Here is a 3,400-nt window from a genome sequence, read left to right on the forward strand (position 1 = left end):
ACAAGCTATCGAAATCGACGTAAACGCTTTGGATTACGAATGAATTTGATTGCTGACATTATCAACCGTGAACTAGGATTTTAGTTTCGCAGGAAGTCTAATAAAATATATGAATTTGTGGAAGGTGAAAGAAAATCATACCCTGGTGAAATATGTTTTAAAAAATGTGATATTGACATGTGCGATGTATTGATATTTAACAAAACCTTGGGTGAAGGACCTTTCAATGGAAAGTATATTGGTTTACAACAATTTATGGATGAATATATAGTAGATTGAAATAAGATATAAACAACTCTATTAGGAAAGTCAAATTAATTTCTAGAAATGTTTTAGCAGCTACAGCGTACTATTCCAAACTCAACCAACTATACAGACTCAGAATTTGAAATCATTATTGAAGGCTATTATGGGAACACAACTACATATACAGGATGGCTGCGGGAAGATGGGAAACGACCAGTGACGGCAATTATGTATGTTTGGAACAGCGGAGATATGGTGTATAACGTAAAAAAAAATAAACGATTTAAAACAACAATTTTATATGATAATTATTTGGAGAAAAAGAGGTATTGAATTTAAAGATGATAAAATATACAAATATAAAAGATATCGTTGAATATGGATTAGATACTATTTCTGATAAGAAAAAAATAACAATGAACCTGAAAGACTTTCTATACATTAGACGAGTTTTAGAGGAATATATGCGTTATCTACATAATCCTGATCATTATCCCGATATAGAATCAATTCAAAATTTTTTAGGTGATGCTTCTTCGGGAGGCGGATTTGAATGTTTAAGCACAGCTATTTATAAAAAAGTATATAAAGTTGATTTGCCGGCGAAGATTGAAAAAATGATTGATGATGGTTTATTTGAACACCCTCTTTATCCCAGTTACTATAAGAAAAATGAATAAGTAATAATGGGATAGTATTGAAATAGTAGAAAATATATGTGGATACGTAAATTCGAAGCTGTAGGAAAGGATAAAAAATGAAAATAGTGTTTGTTAAATTTTAACTAATGAGGAGTACAGATTTTGATAAATGAAATAAAGGCATATTGGGATAAGCAGAAAAAAGAATATGAGGATAGATATAAAGAGACATTTTTAAAGGACTATGAAAGATCAACAGAATACCTTAAAAAAATGGAAAGCTACTTGTTATCCAAACAAAAAGAATATCCTTCAGATATTGATATAGTATGTACGCTTGCTTCTTTAAAGTTAGAGCTTAGACGCGGTGAGTATGTAAGATATTTGAATTCTTTTCTTGATAAATTTGAAATTTATTTAGATAATGCTCAAAAAGCAAGAGTTTACACCAATATTGCATTTAACCATGATTATACTGCAGAAACATTAGAATATTTACTAAAAGCAAAGGATTTAGATTCTCCTTTTGTTGAAACATATACAGGGTTGGGGCTTTATTACTTTAGTATGTACCAGTCTAATGAAAATAAAGAATGGCTTATATTGAGTCAAAAATATTTTGAAAAAGCCAAAAATATTGATGATAGTTATGAATATTCCTTCAATCATGCAGTCTCTTTATATGAACTCAAAGAATATGAGAAAGCTAAAGAAATATTTTTAGAATTATTAAAACAATATCCTGATAGAATGAGTCTATTGCTTAGCATTGCATACTGCGAAGTATATCTTGGTAATAAAGATAAAGCAATATCTTGGTTAGAAAAAGTAAAGTCAGGAGAAGATGAAAATCACAATTTGAAAACAGATGATATTTCTGCGGAGCAAATTTTTGATGCCTATTATGTACTTGAAGAATTCGACAAATTCTTACATTACTATAGCGATGAAGTTATTTGTCAATACTATCTAGCTGACTGGGAACACTATTATTATGCTTTATGGTTAAAGGATGAAAAAGCAAAGTTTTTTGTCCTTGAAGAAAAAAATAGCCTCTATTTAATGGATGCTATTAAAGAAGCTATAGTTGATGATGACTATGTGAGCGAGGAAGATAAGAAGAAATATATTGAGGAATTGGAAAAAGATAAAAGAGAATACGAAGAAATGATTTCTCGTGTAAAATCTCTAACTTTCAAACCAAAAGTGAGGCTTAAGCTGTATCCAGAATTTTCTTGCTTCATGGTAGACTGTGTGAGACATAAATTTAAATGAAATGTTGTAAAAATTTAAAGTTGGTGCTGCAACAATTATGATAAATGAATAAGTTATAAAAAGTTGCATATGTCTTGGGGGGGATAGCAGTTTTGATTATTCTAGCGGGCGCCGTGTTTGAAGAAATAGAAAAAGCGACAGGCTGATTTACATATTGTATTTCGGGGATCTGTCGCTTTTTATTGCAAATTATATAAATTAAAAAAATAAGAAATCAAATAGAAGATATGGTCAATGATAACCACAAGGACTTCGTTAAGGCAATTATAAGCGTGGAAAAAGGTATCAACGATGAAAGTGCTTTGGACAAGCTCTATGACGCTTATATGGACAATGACACCGTTAATTTTATTTGAAAGTGCAAAGAAATATCTACAAGAACATTTAGGCGAGAGCAAGACCCTGAATATATCCAAATGGAAGGTAGAAATTGGCACTTTGAGGAAAGAAAAAGATAGTCTATATTCTCAAATGAAAGATATGCGAAAAGAAGTGGAACAGGTTGAAAGTGTCAGAAGCTGTATAGATAAATTACTGCAAGAAAAAAGGGAACTAACATAGGTAAAGAAGCATGAGTTAGGGCTATAAAACTTAGTAAAAAATATGATACAATATTCTAGATATTAAGTGAAACAAATTTGAATTTGTACAAAAGAGGGAGTCATGAGTCAAAATATTCCATTCAAGATAAAGAAAAAAATAAATGATATTCGATTACTTCAAGTAGAGATTAAAAACTGGAAAATGAAAACAGAAACAGAAGTAGTTAATATTCTAAAGTTATTTGAAAAAACACCTAGAGATGAAATGTCATTATACTATTCTTCGTATTTCAAAGATGACAAATTTGCTGAGGAACTTTTACAGATAGCACTTAATTATTCAGATAATGAAAAAATACTATTGAATATCATATCTATTTTGGGGAATATGATACTAAGATACCAACTTGAAGAAACTACCGAAATTTATAATTTTATTTTATCAAATGCTTATAAAAAAGGACTTGCAGGTTATGTTTCTAACTATTTACCGCGTTTAAAAAATTTTGAATATTACCCTGATAAATGGAAATACTTTATGAGTATGCAAAAAATGACACCCAAAAAAATTTCACATCAAAATTTGGTTCATATTATTAATCAAAATATTCAAAGTGTCCCTGAAGAATACAAAAAAGAAGTAATTTCTTTTTTACAAACAAAGCATGATTTAGCTAATAATGATGGTGGCAAGAA

General features: G+C 29.6%; 4 protein-coding genes and 2 pseudogenes. All 6 read left to right on the forward strand.

Going from position 1 to position 3,400, the window contains the following annotated elements:
• Window positions 1–84 (forward strand): annotated as a pseudogene (locus RWO85_RS09965) (IS5/IS1182 family transposase); the annotation flags it as partial.
• A gap of 503 nt (window positions 85–587) precedes the next feature.
• Window positions 588–926 (forward strand): hypothetical protein, encoded by a 339-nt coding sequence (locus RWO85_RS09970; RefSeq protein WP_314415681.1) that lies wholly within the window; start codon window positions 588–590, stop codon window positions 924–926.
• Between the two features lie 123 nt (window positions 927–1,049).
• Window positions 1,050–2,162 (forward strand): tetratricopeptide repeat protein, encoded by a 1,113-nt coding sequence (locus RWO85_RS09975; RefSeq protein ID WP_314415684.1) that lies wholly within the window; start codon window positions 1,050–1,052, stop codon window positions 2,160–2,162.
• 227 nt (window positions 2,163–2,389) lie between these two features.
• Window positions 2,390–2,509: pseudogene (locus tag RWO85_RS09980) on the forward strand (DNA-binding protein); the annotation flags it as partial.
• Window positions 2,496–2,723 carry a hypothetical protein gene (locus RWO85_RS09985; protein ID WP_314415686.1) on the forward strand — a complete coding sequence of 76 codons (228 nt, stop codon included), beginning with the start codon at window positions 2,496–2,498 and terminating at the stop codon, window positions 2,721–2,723. The pseudogene RWO85_RS09980 and the gene RWO85_RS09985, both read left to right, overlap by 14 nt.
• 102 nt (window positions 2,724–2,825) lie before the next feature.
• On the forward strand, window positions 2,826–3,400 hold a 575-nt coding region (locus RWO85_RS09990; protein ID WP_314415689.1), incomplete at its 3' end, for a hypothetical protein.

It is taken from the genome of uncultured Streptococcus sp., assembly GCF_963521865.1.
Lineage (GTDB): Bacteria > Bacillota > Bacilli > Lactobacillales > Streptococcaceae > Streptococcus.